The sequence below is a fragment of the Cesiribacter sp. SM1 genome, assembly GCF_020178975.1.
In the GTDB taxonomy this organism is placed as follows: domain Bacteria; phylum Bacteroidota; class Bacteroidia; order Cytophagales; family Cyclobacteriaceae; genus Cesiribacter.
The window spans coordinates 100,749-120,144 of record NZ_JAHXBU010000039.1 but is presented as its reverse complement, the minus strand read 5'-3'; the positions used below and the strand labels follow the sequence as shown (position 1 = coordinate 120,144).

Genomic DNA, 19,396 nt, shown 5'->3' with positions numbered 1-19,396 from the left:
CACCTGCATTGGCTGTTCTGTTATTCCTTAAATGAGCAAATCAGCACATTAAGTACTTCCCAGCTCCAGCTCCGGGTCCCAGAAGCGCTCCTTAAAATCCACTACCTGGTCGTTTTCAACTTTTATGCCTTCGGCTTCCAGGAGTTCCTGCATGCGGGTGGGGCTGCCAAAATGAATTTTACCGCTTAAACGGCCCTCGCGGTTTACCACCCGCTGGGCAGGTACATCGTGCAGTACCAGGGCGTTATTAAGCGCCCAGCCTACCATTCTGGCACTGCCACTGCGGCCCAGGTAGCGGGCAATGGCGCCATAGCTGCTTACCCTGCCAGCGGGTATAAGCCTCACCACGGCATATACATCCTCAAAAAAATTATCAGGTTTGGGGGTTGAGGCTTTCTGTTTTTTTACGCTCATTGATGTAGCTGATGATTTGCCAGTTCAGGTGCCGGCGTATATCGCGCTCCAGCCGGCGGTTGGTGCGCTGTAAAATAAGCTGAAATTTGATGAGTACCGTAGAGGTGTTAATGTCTACCACCCGCAGGTGAGCGGACTCCGGTAACATCTGCGCTTTCCATTCATCCAGGGAGTTCACCAGGTGGGTTTCCAGCTCATTAAGCCCTTCGATCTTATCGGGCTGAAGGGCAAATTCGATAATTAGCTTTCTATGGTTGCGTATGGTAAAGTTTACAATGTTGCTGGTAAGAATGGTGCTGTTGGCAACGTAGATCACATCATCATCATCGGTGAGCAGGTGCACATTCATGAGTGTAATGTCTATGATTCGGCCACGGTAGTTACCGATGCCAACATAGTCGTCGATGCTTAAGTGGCTGGAAAACATCAGGATAAGTCCATTGATCATGTTGTTGATGTAATCCTTGAACAGGATGGCAATGGCAGCTGCAAAAATGGAGATAGAGGTTACAAAGTCCTTGGGTGATATCTCAAACAGGAAAAATGCACTGAATACCAGCGCCATGAATGAAAGAATAGAGGCAATCTGGTTAATGCCGATGATGAAATTATCACGATAGTCGATTTGCCGCTGCCGGCGGCGCAGGTAAATGGCAACCAGCGTTAAGCGGCTGAAGGAGATAATGATGTGTGCAGTAAGATAAAATGTAACAGCACTAATGAGGTTGCGCGGAATGCCATAGTCCTGCTCCAGCAGATCAGGATAATAAATGCGCCATACAACAACTCCAACAAAAAGAATTAGCTTTACCAGAAACTCTAACCGGCGGCGGCTTTCTTTGATACTTGTTTTATCTGTCGCTTTTTTGTGTTCCATATTTAAATAGCTGCCAGCATAGTTTGGCAAATAACAAATTGATACGCCGGAAGCTTTTATGTTCAATGCAAAGATATACCAGATAGGATGAAAACGCTTGGAAATGTACTTTGGATTATTCTTGGCGGAGGAATATTTATTTTTCTGGAATATCTGATCGGCGGTCTTATTCTTTGCCTTACCATTATCGGGATACCCTTTGGCCTGCAGGCATTTAAGCTGGCGGGTCTTGCGCTTACTCCCTTTGGGAGAGAAGTGGTGCAGACCCGGCAAACAGGAGGCTGCCTCTCCACCATTATGAATATTGTGTGGATACTGGTGGGAGGCATTTGGGTAGCGCTTACCCATGCTATCTTTGCTCTGCTTTTGGCAATTACCATTATCGGAATTCCATTTGCCCGCCAGCATATGAAGCTGGCTGTTTTATCATTTACGCCCTTTGGTTACGAAATTCGTAGAATAGCACAGGGCAAACAATTATGATGCATAATCTATGATGCATAATCGCAAAATTACTTCTTCAGAACTACGGGTATCGCGTATTGGCCTTGGACTGGCCGCCCTTGGGCGGCCTGGTTACATCAATATAGGCCATATGGAAGATCTGCAGGGCAAGCATAACACAGCTGCCCTGGAGGAGCATAACCGGCAGGTGCTGGATGAGGCCTGGCGAAGGGGTATCAGGTACTTTGATACGGCACGCTCTTACGGGCGTGCTGAGAAATTTTTAGGAAGCTGGCTTAGAGAACGTAACATACCGGAAAGCGAGGTGATTGTTGGCTCCAAATGGGGCTATACCTATACCGCAAACTGGCAGGTAAAGGCCGAGGAGCACGAGGTAAAGCAGCACTCTATTACGCAGCTGGATAAGCAGCGGGAAGAAAGTAATCTTTTGCTGGGCGGCTACCTGAAGCTGTACCAGATTCACTCGGTAACGCTGGAATCCGGTGTGCTGGAGAACCGCCTGGTGCTTGACAGGCTGCATGCGCTTAAAATGCATGGCATGCACATTGGCCTTACCGTGAGCGGACCACGCCAGGCAGAGGCCATCAGAAAGGCACAGGCCATTCGTTACGATGGAGAGCAGCTCTTTGAAACCGTGCAAGCTACCTGGAACCTGCTGGAGCAGGCAGCCGGCGATGCGCTTGCCGAAGCACATGCTGCCGGTTGGGGGGTTATTATTAAGGAAGGTCTTGCAAACGGACGCCTTACCCACCGTAATACCGATCCTGCTTTTGCTCAAAAGCTAGCAGTTTTGCAGGAAGTAAGCCAGGAAACAGGCTGCCCTGCCGATGCCATTGCGCTTGCTGCAATTCTGGCAAAGCCCTGGGCCGATGTGGTGCTTAGTGGTGCGGCTACCACAGCCCAGCTGCAGTCAAACCTGAAAGCCCTTACTTTAAAATTGAATACCAGCCAGCTTGAGCGGCTATCTGCCCTGCAGGAGCCTGCAGAAAGCTACTGGCAAACCAGAAGTACCCTGGAGTGGAACTAAGCTGTATGCCTGATAAAAGCATAGAAGTAACAGAGCTCACACTTGCCGGTGCCATTGATGAGCAGCGTAGGCCGGGGCATCTGTTCTATCACACTAACTGGCTGCGCCTGCTCAGGCAGCACTATGGTTATCATTTTTTGCTGACCAGCGGACCAGGGGGTGAATACATGCTTTTTGCAAAGGTAAACGGCCTTCTTGGGCCAAAGCTGGTAAGCTTGCCTTTTTCAGATTACACCATTCCACAGCTTGCACCAGATCGTGTTCCGCTTCACATTGCAGCACTGCAAAGGCTTTACCAAAATGCTCCTATTCTGATAAAGGCGGCAGATTTCTATGCAAGCCCGCATGAGCTACGCTTCCTTGGCAAACCAGTTGCTGCGGCTTGCCTGCACCGGGTTCAGGTAACGGCTTATCCCGAAATGTATATGTCGGCCTCCTTCAGGCGTGGCATAAAAAAGGCGCAGCGCAACAACCTGGAGGTGTTCATTAGCACAAGCAGAAACTCCCTGCACCAGTTTTACCATCTTTTTTACCGTTTACGCACCGAGAAGCTAGGCCTTATACCACAAGCTTTTTCATTTTTTGAGCAGGTGTACGAACAGTTCATACAACAGGAGCGGGGCTATTTTTTTGAAGTAAGAAAAGGAGAGCAGTTACTGGCCAGTGCTGTTATTATCAGAGATGGAAATACCCTCTACTATAAGTGGGGCTGCTCCAGCCGGGAGCATCTGTACATGCGGCCTAATAACCTGCTGTTCAGTGAGCTGATTCGACATGCTGGCAATACTGGTTGCCAGGTACTGGACCTTGGCCTTAGCGATTTGGACGAGACCCGTGGGTTGATACGCTTTAAGGACAATATGGGAGGCAGGCGCTCCTCTATTTACAGCTATAGCTTATATCCGCCAGGCTTTCCGCAGGCGCTGGAAACTAAGCTGAAAGGTATGGTAAACCAGATGGCCAGCATTGTGGTGCAGAATAAGCTGCCCGCAGACCGTACCCAATCGTTCAGCCAGGCACTGTACCCGCTTTTTGTATAACTACCTACTCCTGCTGCTTGGCTCCCATCTTCGGATCTGCTGCACCAGTGCAGATATGTACCCACACACAAAGCTTTTTTATGCATGCTTTCAACATTTGCCTGGCAGGCAAGTTGTTGTAGAAAAGAAAGCTATCAGGCATGAAAGACAACAACAAAGAAAACATACAGCAGAACGATGAGGGTGTAGAGCCAAACAAAGGCATCAAAACACCCGAACCCCCGCAGAAGAAAGACCCCGGGAACAGAGCAAGTGCTGAAGGAGGAGAGGGCGGAAATGAAAAATCAGGAAAAGCACCTGATGCCGGAACTGACAGAACCCCGGCAGCAAAGGAACAATCGGGCGGCAATACCGGCAAGCAGGTACCTGCCAATAACAAGGAAGAGCAAACTAAACCGCCTACCACCACCACAAACCGCTAAGAGCCACTTAGCATAAATTATTTATTCTAATCCTTTACTAAGAGGGATAAAGATGGGCATGCAGCGGTTAAACTGGCTGCCAGGCAGAGCTATGGCAGCTTATGAATTAAAAGCGGAGGCAACTTCTGTCTGTTGGGCAGCTGCGGTCTCTGCTTTTGCTTCCATATTGGGAATGATAATAGTAAAGCAGCTTCCGGTGCCCAGCTCAGAGCTTACCTCTATTTTACCGCCCAGGCGCTCCACGGTTTGTTTTACAATGTAAAGGCCAAGGCCGGAGCCATCTGAGCGTTCGGTAGCCCGGTAAAACATATCAAATATGTTCTTCAGGTAAGCCTCATTGATGCCAATTCCATTGTCGCTAATCCTGATCCTGGCCTGCTGTTCGTCTGCTTCCACGCAAACCTCCAGGTAAGAGGATGCCTTAGTGGTATCGCGGTACTTGATGCAGTTTGAAAATATGTTCGACAGGATGATGTTGATCTTCATCTTATCGGAATAGAATCCTGCGCCCTGCTCATTCACCTTTATGTGTCTGCTGATCTCTTCCAGGCCGGGCAGGTACTGCAGGTCCAGCAGGCATTGTGTGATAAGCGGTTCAAAAAGGATCAGTTCAGCTTTTTCCATGGCCCTTGCCGTTTTTGAGAAATTAAGCATGGCCTTTATAAAATTATCCTGCTTTTGCAGTGAGCGCATAATCAGGTCAACGTAGCGGGGCCAGGCTTCCGGCTTATCCTCCATTTTCATGATGTTGAGCAGGCCAATGGCAGAGGCAATAGGTGCGCGCAGGTCGTGCGAGGTTTTATACACAAACTGGTCTAGCTCAAAATTGCGGTCTTCCAGGATCTGCAGGGCTTGCTGCAGTTCAGTCTGGCGCTCCAGCAGTTCGCTGTTAAAGGTGGCCAGCTCCAGCTCTTTTTTCACCAGGTCCCTGTTCTGGCGAATGAGCAGTTCATTCAGCCGCAGGTTTTTAATTTCAGCTTCTTTCTGGTCAGAAACATCCTTAAGGCCAATAACCAGCAGGGGTTCTTTTGGGGTAAGCTTATTCAGGAACGAGAAAGTTACCAGCAGGTACAGGGGCATTCTGCCAACCTTTGCTTCCACCTCAAACCTTAGCACCCTGGGGTTCTGGTACCAGTCTTCAATAAAGGCTTTGGAAAAACGCTCGTGCTCTAACAGGTTTGCAATATCGTTTCCAACCAGCGCATCCTCAGGCTGCTGAAACATGCGGCAAAACGAAGGGTTAGCCATTACGATCTTTGCCTCGCGGGTGGTGAGCACCACGCCGGTATCCATGGTTTCCCATATAGCCTTAAACTTGGATTCGCTTTGCCTGATCTGGCTCTTTTTGTTCTGAATAGCTGCTTTAAGGCGGCTTTCGTTGCTTTTATAGAAGATAAAGGAGTGTATGGTGTAGCCCACAAAGCCAACGCCCAGGATCAGGAGTGTAATAAACCACCAGCGGGTATAAAAAGGTGGCGCAATAATTACTGCAGGGCTGCTTGCCACAGGACTCCAGGAACCGTTTTGCACCCTCGCCTGTATGCTGAAGCTGTAGGTTCCCGGGGGCAGACTGGTAAAGCGTACACTGTTCTGCAGGTAATTATCGGAGTATGTCCATTCTTTCTCCAGCCCCTCCAGGCGATAGCGGTACTGCAAAGCTTCAGGCAGGTAAAAGGTAACAGGCTTAAAGCTAAACTCCAGTGTGTTCTGGTTATAATCTACCCTGTAGCCAGTTTCTGCACTTAGCAGTTTATCGTTTGATTTTACTGTTTCCAGTGTAAGCGTTGGAACAACAGTAGGCTCCCGGTACAGCACCGGGTCAAAAACAGACAAGCCCCTGTCGGTACCAATCCAGATGCTTCCATCTGTCATTTCAACAAGGGCGCTCCGGTTAATTTCATGCCCTACCAGTCCGTTGTTGCGGTTGTAGTTTTTTAGCTGGCCATTGTCCAGAATGTACACCCCTTTGTCGGTTCCCATCCATAGCCTGCCTTTCTTATCTGGCAGCAGGGCATACACCGGCCTGTCTACAGCAATGCCGGAAACAGGAACCACTTTATTGTCTATAAGCTCACAAACGCCCTGTGATGTTCCAAACAGTATGCGCCCCTGCCACTGGGCATAGCTGAAAAGGCTGTTGTGGTGTAGGTTTTCTGCTTCAATCCGGCTGAGGTTTGCGCCATCAAAATGAAAAAGCCCTTTAGGTGTAAGTACTAGTAAGCGGTTTTCCTTATCAGTGAATAGTTTACGGATGTAGAGGCTCTGCTTAAAATCGGAAAAGGTCTGGAATTTTCCGTTCTCGAACTTTAATATTTTGCCATTGTCTGTACCGACCAGAACCTGCCCTTGCCAGTAACCAACACATGAGCCCCAGAACTCATTGGGTAGTGTATACCATTTTATGGTATAGTCATTTTCCATCACGCCAAGGCCATGCTTATTGCCTGCAATAAATATTTGCTGGTCAACTCTGCGGGCATCCATAATGCGGTAGTTATTGATGCTGTAGATACGCTTGCCCTGTGTTTCGCTGTGCCAGTTTCCGCTTTTAAGAACGTTAACACCAATATTGCTGCCCAGCAGTACTGTAGAGGAGTCTATGGGCAGAATGGTGCTTACTTCGCTGTCTGGCAGGCCTGCCACAATATCTACAGTGGCAAAGCCAAGGTTATTTACCATGGCAACACCACGCATGCTGGTAAACCAAAGGTTATTTTCCCGGTCTTCCAGGATAGAGGTAGGAACCGAAGAAGAAAACGAACCGGCCAGCCGGAAGGGTAGTATGTTTTTATTGCCGGTATTGTACAGCATCAGGGAGTTGTTGTGCTGAAAAATAACCAGTCCGGAGTTGGTGGCAGTAATATTGTAAAAGCTGGTGGGCAGGTAAGAGTTTTTTTCCTGGTACAGCTGCTGTGCCAGAAACCTGAAGCCTTTATCATCCCACTCCCCAATCCAGTCGTTGCCAAGCAGGTACAGTTTACCGGCATCGGGAGAGGTAGTGGCCGATATAACTTCTCTGTTTTTTAGTTGAGCAGGCCACATCGTGCTGTAGTGCCTGGTAGCAGGATGAAAACTGTACAAACCCTTTGTGGTAAGCATAAGCAGGGTTTTCTGGTAGTAGACCAGCTTGGTGATGTCTGCAGGGCTTACATCTTCCGGCAGTGCAAACTGCTGCCACTGCTTGTCTGCAGTATTGCCAAGCCACAGAGCACTATCTGCCTGAATGGCTATTTCCAGTTCGTTGCCCCGCTTCAGTACCGCCGCATTGAGGCCCGATTGATTTACTACACCAAAATCTTTTGGTAGATTTTGCAGTTCTACGGCTTTTTTATGATGAAATAAGCGAAGGCCCAGTGTTCTGTTAGGCGTGTAGCTTATCTGCAGCATGCTGTCCCCGGGCAATGCCTTCAATAAACTGCTGTAATGAAACGGCAGGTTCTCAGACCCTTCTATGGTGCTCCAGCGAATGCCATCAAAGGTACTGATGCCTTTTTGCGTACCAAACCATATTTCGCCGGAGCTAGCCTGGGCCGAAACAAAAATGTTTTTAGAAATCAGGCCATCGTTTTCTTCGTAGTAGCTGCGGGTATTAAACTTTTTTAATAGCTGGTGCTGGCCATAAACATTAATTATGCCCGGGTACAGGCATATCAAAAGCACAAATAAACAAGTGGGGAGTAACCTTGGCATAGCGGCAGCAGGCACTTTTCAGATAGTTTATCCCTGAAAATACCTTAATTTTCAGAACATTAGATGTTGTAGCTGCTTTCTGAAGCCTGAATGCCTGTAATGTTTCCTATAGTATTGGGCTGTATGCTGGGCTTATTGTTGAGTGTTGTTTTATCAAATAGTGTGCATGCAATACCTGATCTGCTTATTCACAATGTTGCTGGCGTTTATGTACACTAATTGCATTAATTTGCCCATGTAAGGTTAAAGTTTTGTTTTACCTTCTGAAAGTAAGGGTGTAGCGGTGATGAAAGACACTGGTGAAGATGCTCTTAGCTTTACAAAAGGCATCAATTAGTTGCCGACCAGCCCCCCCGACTTATTGAAACATTTTGTACAAGCAGCTTCGTAATCCTGAGCAGGCCAGATCTGCTTGTGCTAATGAGCAAGCTGTTGATTCACTGTTTACTAGGGGAGAAATTCCTGTATGCGCTTTACCAGTTCTTTGGTGGAGAATGGTTTGGTAAGGTATAGGTCGGCACCGGCTGCGTAGCCTTTTTCAATATCGGATTCTTTGTTTTTGGCTGATAGAAAGATAACGCGTGTCTGCTTTAGATCAGGGTTGGCCTTTATCAGCCGGCAGACTTTGTAGCCGTCTGCTTCCGGCATCATTGCATCGAGCACCAGCACATTGGGGCGCTGCTCATGTACCAGCTGGAGCGCTTCGGCACCATCGCGGGCAATAAAAACCTCGTAGCCGCTCTTTCGCATTAAAAATTCAAGCGACATCAGGATGTTAGGCTCACCATCCACCACCAGTACTTTAGCTTTGCGTTGTATATGCATTGAGCAGGTGATTTCCTTGTTGACGATGTAGGGCTACAAAACAGGAAGAAAGGGAAAAATGGAGCCTTCTCCAGGGATGTTCTCCAGCCATGTTTGTTGTTTGGCGGCCATCATGGATAAACCACATATATTTTGGAAGCAGGCAATGTAAAATGCAGCTGCGGCAGGAGACCGCAGCTGCATTTTTTATGCTAATGCTGCGATGCGGCACCGGCACCCCTGGGATAGCGGATGTTCTCTACCAGGTCCTGCACATGGGCAGGAGGGGGTGGTGTCAGGCTCATCACAATAAAAGAAACAGCAAAATTGATGAGCATGCCCAGGGTACCAATGCCCTCCGGAGAAATGCCGAACCACCAGTTTGCCGGTGCTACCGCTTCAGGGCTCAGCCCAAAAAGCACTTCGCCAAACTTAAAGTAAATAATGTACCCCAGGGTAAACAGTAAGCCCGAGATCATGCCACAGATAGCACCCTGCTTGTTCATGCGCTTGCTGAAAATACCCAGTATAATGGCCGGGAAGAAACTTGAAGCCGCCAGACCAAAGGCGAAGGCTACCACTTCGGCCACAAAACCAGGTGGGTTAATGCCAAAGTAACCGGCAATGAGTACAGCAACAGCTGCAGAACCACGCGCAGCCCAAAGCTCGCCCTGCTCACTAATGTTGGGGTTCACCATTTTCTTGATAAAGTCGTGGCTAACGGAGGCTGAAATTACCAGGAGCAGGCCCGCTGCTGTAGAGAGCGCTGCTGCCAGGCCACCCGCTGCTACCAGGGCAATGACCCAGTTTGGCAGGTTTGCAATTTCCGGGTTTGCCAGTACCATAATGTCTTTATCGATGGTTAGCTCATTGATGGAGGCATCTTTTACATACCTGATCTGGCCATCGCCATTTTTATCTTCAAACTGAATGAGCCCTGTTGTTTCCCATTTGCTGAACCACTCGGGCACGCTGGCATATTCTGCATCCCGAACTGTTTCTATAAGATTGGTGCGGGCAAATGCAGCAATTGCAGGTGCGGTGGTGTACAAAATGGCAATAAATACAAGGGCATATCCTGCTGAAATCCGGGCATCTTTTACCCTGGCTACCGTAAAGAAACGGACAATCACGTGCGGTAAACCGGCAGTGCCCACCATTAAGGCTGCTGTAATAAAAAACACATCGATCATCGTTTTGGAGCCGCTGGTGTAGGCAGCAAAGCCAAGTTCCTGGTGCAGGTTATCCAGCTTATCCAGCAGGTAGGTGCCATCTTCCAGGGTGCCTCCAAATCCCAGCTGCGGAATCGGATTGTCCGTCATCATGATAGAGATGAAAATGGCCGGCACCATAAAAGCAAAGATCAGTACGCAATACTGGGCCACCTGTGTGTACGTAATGCCTTTCATGCCGCCCAGGGTGGCATAAAAGAAAACGATGAGCATGCCAATGGCCACGCCCCACTCAACAGAAACCTCCAGGAAGCGCGAGAACACCACGCCTACGCCGCGCATCTGGCCTGCTACATAGGTAAAGCTTACAAACAGGGCGCATACTACAGCTACCTGGCGGGCGGTTTGAGAGTAATAGCGGTCGCCTACAAAGTCAGGAACTGTAAACTTGCCAAACTTCCTGAGGTAAGGGGCCAGCAGCAGGGCCAGCAGCACATAGCCGCCCGTCCAGCCCATGAGGTACACGGCACCATCGTAGCCCATAAAGGAGATAAGGCCTGCCATGGATATAAAAGAGGCGGCAGACATCCAGTCGGCGGCGGTAGCCATGCCGTTGGCCAGGGGAGATACCCCGCCACCGGCTACATAAAATTCTTTGGTAGAACCTGCGCGTGACCAGATAGCGATACCAATATATAGGGCAAAGGTGAACCCTACGATAATGTAGGTCCAGGTTTGAACGTCCATGCGTTTAGCTGTTTACTTTGGAAGGATTAGGTTTCTGGCTGCGGAAGCGGTCGGAGAAAGATTTTTTCGGAAGTGCTTCTGCTTCTTCCTCATCTACATCATACTCTTTGTCCAGCTTGTTCATCAGGTACACATATATAAAAATAATGACCACAAAAATGTAAATAGCGCCCTGTTGGGCAAACCAGAAGCCAAGTTTGAAACCACCCATACGAATGTTGTTCAGCTCGTCGGCAAACAGGATGCCTGCTCCGTAAGAGGCCAGGAACCATACTGCCAGTAGTGCGAGCACGTAACGTATGTTTTTACGCCAGTAGCCCTCCAGGTTGCGTTTTTGCATAATTTAGATTTGGTAATAGTGTCGGTATAAGCGCTTGTGCTTTCAGCCTGCCTGTGGTGCATTACGCTAGCCGCTAAGGTCAGGGGAAATGGATGAACGGAGCTCTGCCGCACACTTCCTGCTCTGACTCATGTGGCTGTAGTAAAAAGGTAGCGTAAGCCGGCAGTGCCGGCATGCTGTAGCACTTGTCAGATTTAATTTCAGAAAACGTTTGTGGGGAGGCTTGCCTGCTGGTATAGCTGTGCTAACGGTATAGTTACTGTACTCTGAATCTTTCCCAGCGGATCACCATGTACTTATCGCCCAGTTCTGTTACCAGCATGCCCATGCCTTTCAGCTGGCGGTTATCTTTCATGAAATGCAGCAGCTCCTGGTGGTTCATCACGCTGTAGGTGGGGCGATACTCCAGCTGGTCCGGCGCTTTGATGCCCCATTTCTTTACCCAGTTCATAACGGTAACATGGCTCACGCCAAGCAGGCGTTCTATCTCGCGGTACCCAACACCTTCCAGGTGCAGCTGCAGGGCTTTTATTACGTAGTAACTATCAATCTGTTTTCCTGCCTTTTCAACAGTAAAATGATAATTGCACTGCTTGCAGCGATACCGCTGCCGGTTTTTTACTATGCCGCTTTTGGCAGTTTTGTCATGCTGACATTTTGGACAGGAAAGAGTATTCATGACTGGAAAAAATTTACTATACCAACTTAGCAAACATATACTAATTTAGCAATTGCACTCAGAATATTATTCTGAATTGATGCCCAGATGCCTTTGGCTTGTTCTGAAGAGTGGGGGGTAAACAGCCGCTTTATTTCTGAAAGCAGGGGTAGGGGAAGTAGTGGCCAGCTATGGCTGGAACATGCTTTAAGCTGGATTATTTGAATATTTATAAAGTATTTTTTTTAGTGATTGGAGAAAGTGTGGCTCCAATTTTGTTACTTATGTGAACTACACGAAGATTTATTGCATGGACTACAAAGACTACTATAAGATATTAGGGGTAAGTAAAACAGCATCCCAGGATGAGATCAAGAAAGCCTACCGGAAGCTGGCAGTGAAGTACCATCCCGACAAGAATAAGGGAGATAAGGTAGCCGAGGAAAAGTTTAAGGAGATCAGCGAGGCCAACAATGTGCTGAGTGATCCTGAAAAGCGCAGGCAGTATGATGAGCTTGGCTCAAACTGGAACCGCTACCAGCAAACGGGTGGTGCCGGAGGTTTTAACTGGACAGAATATGCACGCCAGCAACAGGGTGGGCGTACTTACCAGGCTTACGATTTTGGAGATGTTTTTGGAGGGAACACCAAGTCTGGAGGCAGGGGAGGCTTTTCTGATTTCTTTCAGAACTTCTTTGGCGGTGGTTTCGAAGGTGCCGGCAGCAGGCAGGCTTCCGGATTCAAGGGCCAGGATCTGCAAAGTGAAATGGGCATTAGCCTGCAGGATGCTTACGATGGCACTACCCACATCATGAATGTGCATGGTGAGCAGCTGCGCATAAAGCTAAAGCCTGGTATAGAAGATAAGCAAACACTGAAGCTAAAAGGGAAAGGAGCTCCCGGTGTAAACGGAGGCCCGGCAGGCGATTTGTACCTGACCGTACATGTGGCTCCCCATCAGCAGTTTGAGCGCAAGGGGGATGATCTTCACACAGATCTGCCGGTAGATCTGTATACAGTCCTTTTAGGAGGTAAAGTTACTGTTAATACATTGTCTGGTCCTGTGAACATGCAGTTGCCTGCGCTAACACAAAATGGCAAGGTGCTGCGTTTACGTGATAAAGGCATGCCCAGGTATAACAACCCGGGCCAGTTTGGAGATTTGTATGTACGTATTCAGGTGGAGCTGCCCAGCCAGCTCAGTAGCGAAGAGAAACATTTGTTCGAAGAGCTTAAGCGCCTAAAAGAGCAGAAATATGCTGGTACACATTCAAGTTGATCAGAGCAATAATCCACATTTTGAATCTTTTCTTCACAGCCTGCAGGAGAGTAAGCTGCTTTATTATGCCAGCGAACTGCAGAAGATCCTGGACCTGCCCAGCCTGTTAGAGCTGGAGGAAGCCCTGCGGCGGGCAATGGAGGTATGCCGGAGCCAGCACCTGGAGCTGGCAGAGCATTTTAAGCCTGTTTATAGATGTGAGGAAACGGGCGTAGTAAAAGACTGGAAGCTATCGCCGCTGGCCTGGTGCCTGGTACTCATCAATGCAAACCCAAAGCATCCGGAGGTATCGCGCATGCAGCTAGCCCTGATCGGGAAAAGCTTTAATGGACAGTAGAGGGCTTGTGCAGGCATAAAGAGGGCAGGGCCTGTAAAACAAAAAAGGTTTTGCCCCGCGGCAAAACCTATCTGTTGCTAAGTGCTGTATTTTTTAAAACACGTACCTGATCGTGAATGCGGCATCGCCATAGTTACGGCTGCCCCAGCCCAACAGGTCCAGTGATGGCTTCAGGTCAATACCTGCAGTGAAAGGTGCATCGCTGAAGTGATATTCAAATCCAATCAGTGCATCTATGCCGGCAGTAACTTTGCTTCCGTCGCAGTTGTACACTTCGCCATTATAAACGTAGCGGTCGTCGTTGCAGTCTTTGCTGTTCCAGGGGCGTTGGGTTTCATAAGCGCCATGGGCACCTACGCCCCACATCCAGTAAAAGCCTTCGCTGCCAATGGCCCGCTGCTTTTCAAACAAACCGGTAACGCGGGCGCCACGGTAGCGCCAGCTGGTGCTTAAAATGCCTTCAATTGCAGTGTTGCTGGTAAGCAGGTGTTTGATGGTTAAGCCACCTTCGTTGGCGCCCAAACGCAGGCCAAAGCTTGTGATGTAGGATACACCGCCTCTCACAGAATAAGCTTTGTTGGGCACATTGTGCCGCTTCCTGGGCGGAAGGCTGCTGCTGCATTCTGCTGTACTCTCTTCAGAAATATGTTGTAGGGAAATACTTTCAGACTGACTGTCAGAGCAGTTGTTTTCCCACTGATCGTTTGTGTAGCTGGCGCTGGCATTCGCAGGGGCTTCTTCCAGACCTATGTGAGCATCAGCAATAGCATGACCAGACTGAGCAAAAAGAACAGTGCTAAACGCCAGGGCGGAAAGAGTTAGCGTAAGCTTTTTCATGAGCATAATCAAAGGTTTGATAGTATAGTTTGTTTTGACCATCAACATTCCCCCCACATTGGTATGCCCGGCGTACTTTGGGCAATCAGTAGAGTTAAGGGGCAGTTGAGTCTCTCGCTTTACCTAAAATGGCTTAACGGTGTTACTAATAGTTGTTACCTGCATCAGGGATAAGTACCGTTAGGCGACCTTACAAAATTTCAATTATTGTAGCGGTAATACTTTTCTCAATAGTCCAATCTCTTACATAGATTATGTTTATTGCAGAAGAGATGGATGCTGAATTAAGAATTGCATTCTGGGGGTACAATGAAGGGGTATAGCGGTACCGGTCTTATCTTTTGTAAGTCACTACGTGCAATAAACTGCAGTTATTCTCGTATTCCGCTGCTTTTGTGTCCTGTAGGCTTGTATGTATCATACATTCTTTAAAGTAAAGCTTTAACCATAAAAAAAAGGTTTGCATCCACAGAGGCAAACCCTTTATCTTGTTTAAGTGCTAAGTTTTAGAAAACATAACGGGCGGTAAAGGCACCATCACCATAGTGGCGGCCCCATCCCAGAATGTCGATAGAAGGTTTAAAGTCTAAGCCCAGGGTAAAAGGTGCAGTAGGAAATTTATATTCAAGACCTATGATACCGTCGATGCCCAGGGTTGCCCTTGTACCGCCATCGCATGGGTACCACTTGCCTTTATGCCAGTAGCCACCATCTTTGCAGTCGCCATCGTTCCAGTAACGGTCGTTGTACAGACCCAGGTGACCACCAACACCCCAGAACCAGTAAAAGCCGTTGCCGCCTAAAGGTTTCTGTACTTCGTAGAGTGCCGTAAGGCGGGTGCCGCGGTGGTACCAGCCGCTGCTGATGATGCCTTCAATGGCAGCAGTGCTTTTGAAGAAGTGCTTAATGGTTAAGCCACTTTCCCAGTTGCCCAAACGTACACCAATACCAGTGGTATAATCGGTGCCACCTCCATTAGAGCTTTTGCTCTTTGCGGAAGAATTGTTGTTGCTGCTACGATTGTTGCTTCCGCTGTTATTGTTGTTGTTACTGTTGTTGCGGTTTGGGTTGTTTTCTTCGGTTAAGTATTTTGAAGCCACATAACCGGTTTTTCCGTCATATTTTACTTTGGTCCACTCGCTGTTGCTGCTGTCTACAACGGTTACTTTCGCATTGGCTGGAATAGAGGTAAGGACACTTGAATTTGTGCTCGGTTCGCTCCTAAGGTTTAAGCCATTGCCTGACCCGTTACGCAGGGTTTGGGCAAACATTACCGTGCTGAATGCAAGGAGCATGAGTGTGAGTAAGAGTTTCTTCATTGTATTAATCAGAGGTTAGGTGTAAGGGGTTTTTGTGATTTTAATAATTTTTTAATAAGTGTGGTTCAATTTCTGTTCAGGGAATCTTTGGGTCGTGTTTTTATCTGAATTATGACTAATGTATGTGTCTCGTTGCTAGAAGCCTGTCTTGTACAGAAATATGCTGCAAGATATTAGTAATGACGGCTCTTATTTTTCACATAAAGCTCAAAACTCTTACATATATGTTTTTTGTAATAAATAAAGAATCATTCAGGGGCTGTTTTGCATTTTAGGTGTAGTGTAATGATACATAAGCCTGATGTGGAGTTGGCTCTGGCTTAAAACAAAAGAAGCCCGACCAAAAGGCCGGGCTTCTTCACGCGTTTAACATCTATTATTTCACAAGTCTGATTACTTTTTGTTGTCCTTTAGCTTCCACTTTCAAGAGGTAGATGCCAGCAGACCACTGATCGAAGTGCTCTTCCAGTTCCACACGCATAGCAGGACCGCTGGTCTGAACCTTCTTCTGTGTTATCACACGTCCGTCCAGGGTGTAGATGGTCAGCGCCACCTGCTGCTCTTCCATCTCAGGAAGCTCCACAAACAGCTGCTGTTTCAGTGGATTCGGGTAAGCAGTAACAGTGCTGATCTCAGAAACTGTAGTAGGCTCCTCGATTACACGTTTGGTGGTAGCGGTAGTGGTGGTTTTTGTAGTTGGTTTGTGGATTACAATGGAGCCGCCGCCAAGTACTGTGGCAAGGTCTGAGCTCTCTGCTATGCCACGATGGTTGTCGTAAAGCACGTCTTCGTCACTGTTAGATCCGTTACCCCAGATTTTGATCCTGAATTGATCCGGACCACTTCCACCATTGGCGTCACCGTCTATTGCGATCACTCTAAATCGGTGTACTCCAGAACCATTCACAGTTCCGTAACCGGTATAGGTAGCTTTCTTACCTGAAATCACTAAACTCATATCCTCGTGCTCAAAGCTTGAGAAATGAAGATTTCCTGCCTTAAACTGGAAGTTAGTATGTCCGTCCACTTCAGCAGTGTTAGTCTTACCATTCTTGTACTTAGCATTGAAACCGAAGTTAGCTCTACCAGAAACTCCAGAAAGCATTGCATTTGCAGGAGATTCAATCCATCCGCCTCCGGTTACAAAACCACCGTTAGGATCATATATAACTACATATTCGTACTGCAGTTTATGAGTTATTCCACAAGCATCTGAAACTTCCAGTTCTACAATGTAGACTCCTGGTTCAGGATTTAAACTTCCTGAAATCGTATTGCCTTCTATACAGTTTTTACAAGAGTATTCATTTACAACAGCATCATTGGTTATTAATCTCCATGTTGCGGACTCAAGATTAGTATCTGTAAAGTTTGCGGTTAACGTTACTCCCGTTCTAACTTGTACAGGACCTGCAGGACCAGTGATGCTATTAATCACTGGAGCTTCGTTAGTTACTGTTACTGTTAACGAGCAGGTAGATTCATTTCCGGCGGCATCTTTTACTGTCCACGTAACTTCTGTTTCTCCTTCTTCAAATACAGCGCCTGCTAAGGTTGCAGAATTATTGTAGTCATTAGTAATGGACTCCACACCACAATTGTCGTCATAAGTGGGGTCAAATTCATTACCTACCGCTGTATATGTACAAGTTCCTGAGTTATTTGGTCTTGTTTGATCTTCAGGGCATGCAATAGCTGGAGCTGTTACATCCTGTGCTGTTAAGACTACAGTTGCTTCATCTGTGTTACCGGCGGCATCAGTAGCGGTTACCACTACATTGATGGTCTGACCATCTACTGCAGTTACCACGGTGCCAGCTACTGGAGCTTGGGTGATGGTAGTGCCTGCGCAGTTGTCAATAGCAGAACCAGTTACATCTGGAACAACGATAGAGCATTCTGTACCAAGGTTTACATCCTGATTGGCAGCGGCAGTGAGTACTGGAGCTGTTACATCCTGTGCTGTTAAGACTACAGTTGCTTCATCTGTGTTACCGGCGGCATCAGTAGCGGTTACCACTACATTGATGGTCTGACCATCTACTGCAGTTACCACGGTGCCAGCTACTGGAGCTTGGGTGATGGTAGTGCCTGCGCAGTTGTCAATAGCAGAACCAGTTACATCTGGAACAACGATAGAGCATTCTGTACCAAGGTTTACATCCTGATTGGCAGCGGCAGTGAGTACTGGAGCTGTTACATCATTCACGATCACCTGCTGGGTCGTAGTGGAAGTGTTGCCGTTGCCGTCATTGAAGGTGAAGGTGATTTCATACTCGCCCTGTTCTGTGTAGGTCAAAGGGTCTGTAGTTGTACCAGTGATGGTGCCTGCGCAGTTGTCTTCAACTGTTGGAGCAACAACCGTTACAGCGCACTCGCCTGTGGCTGCTTCAAAAGTAGCTGGTGCATTTGGTGCCTGTGTATCCTCTACCGTTACGGTAATAGGTTCAGACGCAGCTGAAGAACAACCATTTTCTGTCACTATCACAGTGTAAGAACCACTTTCTGTTGCAGTATAAGTTTGGCCATTTGCCATAGAAATCAAAACATCATTCCTATACCACTGATTACCCGTAGTAGCAGATGATGTTAATACAACTGAACTACTAGGGCAAACTATTGTGCTTGTAGTAGTACTTATTGTAGGCGTAGCTGGGTTTGGGTTAACAGTGGTAGTTATACCTGCACTTGTAGCTGAACAGCCTCCATTGGTTACTTGTACTGTTACTGTCAGACCATTAGTAAGTGAAGTTGTAGTATAAGCATTATTTGTACTTGCTGCACCAGTAGATGTACCATTTACAAAAAATTCATATGTTGCGCCTGTGATAGCTCCTGCAGTAAAGGTTACAGAATTACCTTCACAAATAGTATCATCGGCATCACTACTGCTTATAGTTGCGGTAGGAGTGGTACAAGAAGCATAATTTGCAGTGTATAATCTTGTAGGAGTTGTTCCGCTTATACATATAGTAGGACTATTACTTACGAACCCATTCGGTCCTGTCCAACTGATAAAATTTCCACCTTGTACTGACGTTGAAGCTGCTGTTATTTGAATGTACTGAGTGGGAGTATTTTTATCTCCGGGGGAAACATTATACAAAGTTGTGCCATCACCCCCTGAATCATTGATTAGAACATTGTTTCTACTACTAGGATTTTCATGGGTATCTGCCTGTGTTATTGCATCTCCACTACAATTTGATGTATTTGTCACCTTGTAGCTGACATAGAAACTAACATCGGGTGAATCCGATCTAACTCTTACAAATCCATCTGTAAAATAAGCCAAACCCTGATAACCTGTCTGTTGGCCATCCACAACCACTGTGAACTTGGTACCTAAGTGCCGCTCCTCGATTGGATACCTAATCTCCCAAGTACCATCAGCATTCACTTTAGTATCATGATAGCCATGGTGGTGATCATGAGCGGGTTCCTCTTCTAAGTGAATATCTACCAGACTATCTAATGTCCAGCCTGTGCCGGTGATAATAGCAGTTTCACCGGGAGCATAATCATCCTTGTCTGAACTAACAGTAGGAAGAGTGCTGTAGGTGGCTGCTGTTCCATACACCACTTTGGTTGATGTAGGCTCAGTGGTGGTAGTTGTTTCTTGCGCAAAGCCACTACTCACAAAGAGCAGCAGGGCGAGGAGGGTGAGGGTGTAGTGGGCCAGACTATTCCTGGTTGTACTCCACCCGATTCGTAAAAGTTCGTTCATGTGTATTTGGATTTTGTTGTTAGATGTTTTAGCAGAATGGTTGTCGACCGCCGCCTCAAGTGCCCTAAAGCACTTGAGGCGGCGGTTCCGTACAGACCTGTTATTTGTTATATGCAGCTGCCCACTAAGGGCAGCATCTGGTGTCAATGGGGTGTGATCTTGTATTGTCTGTTAGCACGTGGTGCGTGCGCCTGCAACATCCCTGCTGCAATACGCACAGAGGGAGCTTTTTATTTTTGAG

General features: G+C 47.5%; 15 protein-coding genes and 1 pseudogene. 6 read left to right on the top strand and 10 right to left on the bottom strand.

The annotated features are described in order from the left end of the window. Positions 1–48: 48 nt before the first annotated feature. On the bottom strand, positions 49–414 hold the full coding sequence (locus KWJ01_RS05065; protein ID WP_224995338.1) for an MGMT family protein: 366 nt from the start codon (positions 412–414) through the stop codon (positions 49–51). Continuing rightward, complete coding sequence (locus KWJ01_RS05060) at positions 374–1,291, bottom strand: mechanosensitive ion channel family protein (protein ID WP_224995337.1); 918 nt, start codon at positions 1,289–1,291, stop codon at positions 374–376. The genes KWJ01_RS05065 and KWJ01_RS05060 overlap by 41 nt, the downstream gene beginning before the upstream one ends. A gap of 87 nt (positions 1,292–1,378) precedes the next feature. On the opposite strand from KWJ01_RS05060, the gene KWJ01_RS05055 reads away from it, so the two are divergent. From KWJ01_RS05055 to KWJ01_RS05040, 4 genes are all read left to right on the top strand, one after another. Further along, the gene (locus KWJ01_RS05055) at positions 1,379–1,774 is read left to right on the top strand and encodes a YccF domain-containing protein (protein ID WP_224995336.1); all 396 of its coding nucleotides are present in this window, start codon (positions 1,379–1,381) and stop codon (positions 1,772–1,774) included. 10 nt (positions 1,775–1,784) lie between these two features. Next, entirely contained in the window at positions 1,785–2,783 is a 999-nt protein-coding gene (locus KWJ01_RS05050) for an aldo/keto reductase (RefSeq protein WP_224995335.1), read from the top strand. A gap of 5 nt (positions 2,784–2,788) precedes the next feature. Continuing rightward, positions 2,789–3,823 carry a GNAT family N-acetyltransferase gene (locus KWJ01_RS05045; protein ID WP_224995334.1) on the top strand — a complete coding sequence of 345 codons (1,035 nt, stop codon included), beginning with the start codon at positions 2,789–2,791 and terminating at the stop codon, positions 3,821–3,823. A 140-nt stretch (positions 3,824–3,963) separates the two neighbouring features. Beyond that, entirely contained in the window at positions 3,964–4,245 is a 282-nt protein-coding gene (locus KWJ01_RS05040) for a hypothetical protein (RefSeq protein WP_224995333.1), read from the top strand. 99 nt (positions 4,246–4,344) lie between these two features. On the opposite strand, the gene KWJ01_RS05035 is transcribed toward KWJ01_RS05040, so the two are convergent. The 5 genes and pseudogenes from KWJ01_RS05035 to KWJ01_RS05015 form a co-directional block, all read right to left on the bottom strand. Next, entirely contained in the window at positions 4,345–7,935 is a 3,591-nt protein-coding gene (locus tag KWJ01_RS05035; RefSeq protein WP_224995332.1) for an ATP-binding protein, read from the bottom strand. A 447-nt stretch (positions 7,936–8,382) separates the two neighbouring features. Continuing rightward, positions 8,383–8,760, bottom strand: coding sequence for a PleD family two-component system response regulator (locus tag KWJ01_RS05030; RefSeq protein ID WP_224995331.1), 378 nt, complete (start codon positions 8,758–8,760; stop codon positions 8,383–8,385). Between the two features lie 191 nt (positions 8,761–8,951). Then, complete coding sequence (locus KWJ01_RS05025; RefSeq protein WP_224995330.1) at positions 8,952–10,658, bottom strand: sodium:solute symporter family protein; 1,707 nt, start codon at positions 10,656–10,658, stop codon at positions 8,952–8,954. A gap of 85 nt (positions 10,659–10,743) precedes the next feature. After that, positions 10,744–10,998: pseudogene (locus KWJ01_RS05020) on the bottom strand (DUF4212 domain-containing protein); the annotation flags it as partial. A gap of 256 nt (positions 10,999–11,254) precedes the next feature. Then, on the bottom strand, positions 11,255–11,677 hold the full coding sequence (locus KWJ01_RS05015; protein ID WP_224995329.1) for a helix-turn-helix domain-containing protein: 423 nt from the start codon (positions 11,675–11,677) through the stop codon (positions 11,255–11,257). A 289-nt stretch (positions 11,678–11,966) separates the two neighbouring features. On the opposite strand from KWJ01_RS05015, the gene KWJ01_RS05010 reads away from it, so the two are divergent. Together KWJ01_RS05010 and KWJ01_RS05005 are read left to right on the top strand one after the other, a co-directional pair. Beyond that, complete coding sequence (locus tag KWJ01_RS05010; RefSeq protein WP_224995328.1) at positions 11,967–12,935, top strand: DnaJ C-terminal domain-containing protein; 969 nt, start codon at positions 11,967–11,969, stop codon at positions 12,933–12,935. Then, the gene (locus tag KWJ01_RS05005; RefSeq protein WP_224995327.1) at positions 12,913–13,272 is read left to right on the top strand and encodes a damage-inducible protein D; all 360 of its coding nucleotides are present in this window, start codon (positions 12,913–12,915) and stop codon (positions 13,270–13,272) included. Before KWJ01_RS05010 ends, KWJ01_RS05005 begins: the two co-directional genes overlap by 23 nt. A 93-nt stretch (positions 13,273–13,365) precedes the next feature. Here the strand turns inward: KWJ01_RS05005 and KWJ01_RS05000 are convergent, their stop codons facing one another. The 3 genes from KWJ01_RS05000 to KWJ01_RS04990 all read right to left on the bottom strand — a co-directional run bounded on the left by KWJ01_RS05000 (position 13,366) and on the right by KWJ01_RS04990 (position 19,155). After that, a complete protein-coding gene (locus KWJ01_RS05000; RefSeq protein ID WP_224995326.1) occupies positions 13,366–14,109 on the bottom strand; it encodes a hypothetical protein in 744 nt (247 codons plus the stop codon). 506 nt (positions 14,110–14,615) lie between these two features. Further along, a complete protein-coding gene (locus KWJ01_RS04995; protein WP_224995325.1) occupies positions 14,616–15,428 on the bottom strand; it encodes an SH3 domain-containing protein in 813 nt (270 codons plus the stop codon). A 376-nt stretch (positions 15,429–15,804) separates the two neighbouring features. Beyond that, positions 15,805–19,155: a T9SS type A sorting domain-containing protein gene (locus KWJ01_RS04990; protein ID WP_224995324.1), complete on the bottom strand. Its 3,351-nt coding sequence runs from the start codon at positions 19,153–19,155 to the stop codon at positions 15,805–15,807. Between the last annotated feature and the right edge of the window lie 241 nt (positions 19,156–19,396).

What these genes read in the sequence shown, in the direction of transcription:
- KWJ01_RS05000 (WP_224995326.1), bottom strand. Translation starts at nt 14,109, where the DNA reads ATGAAAAAGCTTACGCTAACTCTTTCCGCCCTGGCGTTTAGCACTGTT.
- KWJ01_RS05060 (WP_224995337.1), bottom strand. Translation starts at nt 1,291, where the DNA reads ATGGAACACAAAAAAGCGACAGATAAAACAAGTATCAAAGAAAGCCGC.
- KWJ01_RS05050 (WP_224995335.1), top strand. Translation starts at nt 1,785, where the DNA reads ATGATGCATAATCGCAAAATTACTTCTTCAGAACTACGGGTATCGCGT.
- KWJ01_RS05040 (WP_224995333.1), top strand. Translation starts at nt 3,964, where the DNA reads ATGAAAGACAACAACAAAGAAAACATACAGCAGAACGATGAGGGTGTA.
- KWJ01_RS05055 (WP_224995336.1), top strand. Translation starts at nt 1,379, where the DNA reads ATGAAAACGCTTGGAAATGTACTTTGGATTATTCTTGGCGGAGGAATA.
- KWJ01_RS04990 (WP_224995324.1), bottom strand. Translation starts at nt 19,155, where the DNA reads ATGAACGAACTTTTACGAATCGGGTGGAGTACAACCAGGAATAGTCTG.
- KWJ01_RS05010 (WP_224995328.1), top strand. Translation starts at nt 11,967, where the DNA reads ATGGACTACAAAGACTACTATAAGATATTAGGGGTAAGTAAAACAGCA.
- KWJ01_RS05030 (WP_224995331.1), bottom strand. Translation starts at nt 8,760, where the DNA reads ATGCATATACAACGCAAAGCTAAAGTACTGGTGGTGGATGGTGAGCCT.
- KWJ01_RS05065 (WP_224995338.1), bottom strand. Translation starts at nt 414, where the DNA reads ATGAGCGTAAAAAAACAGAAAGCCTCAACCCCCAAACCTGATAATTTT.
- KWJ01_RS05045 (WP_224995334.1), top strand. Translation starts at nt 2,789, where the DNA reads ATGCCTGATAAAAGCATAGAAGTAACAGAGCTCACACTTGCCGGTGCC.
- KWJ01_RS04995 (WP_224995325.1), bottom strand. Translation starts at nt 15,428, where the DNA reads ATGAAGAAACTCTTACTCACACTCATGCTCCTTGCATTCAGCACGGTA.
- KWJ01_RS05005 (WP_224995327.1), top strand. Translation starts at nt 12,913, where the DNA reads ATGCTGGTACACATTCAAGTTGATCAGAGCAATAATCCACATTTTGAA.
- KWJ01_RS05035 (WP_224995332.1), bottom strand. Translation starts at nt 7,935, where the DNA reads ATGCCAAGGTTACTCCCCACTTGTTTATTTGTGCTTTTGATATGCCTG.
- KWJ01_RS05015 (WP_224995329.1), bottom strand. Translation starts at nt 11,677, where the DNA reads ATGAATACTCTTTCCTGTCCAAAATGTCAGCATGACAAAACTGCCAAA.
- KWJ01_RS05025 (WP_224995330.1), bottom strand. Translation starts at nt 10,658, where the DNA reads ATGGACGTTCAAACCTGGACCTACATTATCGTAGGGTTCACCTTTGCC.